The sequence below is a fragment of the Streptomyces sp. NPDC054840 genome (assembly GCF_053611065.1).
Map to the genome: position 1 here is coordinate 1 of NZ_JBSGZP010001066.1, position 1,566 is coordinate 1,566.

Here is a 1,566-nt window from a genome sequence, read left to right on the forward strand (position 1 = left end):
CCTGATGGCGGACCTGCACCACTTGTCCAAGCGCGAAGGGCGGCGAGTCGCCACCGAACTGATGGAGCGCTTCGGCCTGACCGAAGCCGCGAAGAAGCCCGCCTCGACCTACTCCGGCGGCATGAAGCGCCGCCTCGACCTCGCGATGACACTGGTCGGCAGCCCGCGAATCATCTTCCTCGACGAGCCGACGACAGGGCTCGACCCGCGCGCCCGTCACACCATGTGGGGCATCATCCGCGACCTCGTCTCCGACGGCGTGACCGTCTTCCTCACCACCCAGTACCTGGAGGAGGCCGATGAACTGGCAGACCACATCGCGGTGCTGAACGACGGCAAGATCGCGGCCGAGGGCACCGCCGAGGAGCTCAAGCGGCTCATCCCGGGCGGGCACATCCGGCTCCGCTTCACCGACCCGGTCGCGTATCAGGCCGCCGTCGACGCACTGCGCGAGGTCCACCGGGACGACGAGGCACTGTCACTGTCCATCCCCAGCGACGGCAGTCAGCGCGCACTGCGCTCCATTCTCGACCGGCTCAACGCCGTCGGCATCGAGGCGGACGAGCTGACCGTCCACACCCCTGATCTCGACGACGTGTACTTCGCACTGACCGGCCCGGCCAACGTCCCCAACCAGCCCAAGGAGTCTGGCCGATGAGCACCCTCTCCCTCGCTGTACGCGACTCGAACACGATGCTGCGTCGGAACCTGCTCCATGCGCGGCGCTACCCGTCAGGGACCCTGAACCTGCTGCTCACGCCGATCATGATGCTGCTGCTCTTCGTCTACATCTTCGGCGACGTGATGAGCGCCGGCATTGGCGGTGGCGACGCCGACCGATCCGACTACATTGCCTACATCGTCCCGGGCTTGCTGCTGATGACCGTCGGCAGCACCGTGATCGGGGCCGCGGTGTACGTCTCCATGGACATGACCGAGGGTCTCATCGCCCGCTTCCGCACGATGGCCGTCTACCGCCCGTCGGTACTCATCGGCCACGTCGTCGGCAGCGTCCTGCAATCCGTCATGAGCGTGGTCCTCGTCGGCGCCGTCGCCGCGGCCATCGGCTTCCGCTCCACCGACGCAACCGTCCTGGAGTGGCTGGCAGCGTTCGGGCTCATCGCGCTCTTCGCCCTGGCACTGACCTGGATCGCGGTCGGCATGGGCCTGGCCAGCCCGAACCCCGAGGCGGCCAGCAACATGGCCATGCCGCTGATCCTCCTGCCCCTCATCTCCAGCGCCTTCATCCCGGCCGACACCATGCCGGGCTGGTTCCAGCCGATCGCCGAGTACCAGCCCTTCACCCCCGCAATCGAAACCCTGCGCGGCCTCCTCCTCGGCACCGAGATCGGCTATAGCGGCTGGATCGCGATCGCCTGGTGCGTCGGCCTGATCTTGCTCGGCTACCGCTGGTCGGCGGCACAGTTCAACCGCGATCCGAAGTAGCCGGGACGACGGTGCCGGCGGCCTCCCACAAGGTCCTGAGGGCGGAAGACAAGCTCGGATCACCATCGTCGTGATCACCGTTCAGACGCCGAGGCCCAGCAGCCAGATGGCCTCGAGGAC

The 1,566-nt window shown here is 67.4% G+C and carries 2 protein-coding genes; both read left to right on the plus strand.

Annotated elements, in window-relative coordinates:
- Positions 1–658, plus strand: a 658-nt coding sequence (locus tag ACWGIU_RS37535) for an ATP-binding cassette domain-containing protein (RefSeq protein ID WP_453712532.1), incomplete at its 5' end; no start/stop codon positions are given.
- On the plus strand, positions 655–1,446 hold the full coding sequence (locus ACWGIU_RS37540) for an ABC transporter permease (RefSeq protein ID WP_453712533.1): 792 nt from the start codon (positions 655–657) through the stop codon (positions 1,444–1,446). The genes ACWGIU_RS37535 and ACWGIU_RS37540, both read left to right, overlap by 4 nt.
- Positions 1,447–1,566 lie beyond the last annotated feature (120 nt).

Bases quoted from the DNA above. Each gene is read 5' to 3' on its own strand.
- ACWGIU_RS37540 (WP_453712533.1), top strand. From the start codon at position 655: ATGAGCACCCTCTCCCTCGCTGTACGCGACTCGAACACGATGCTGCGT.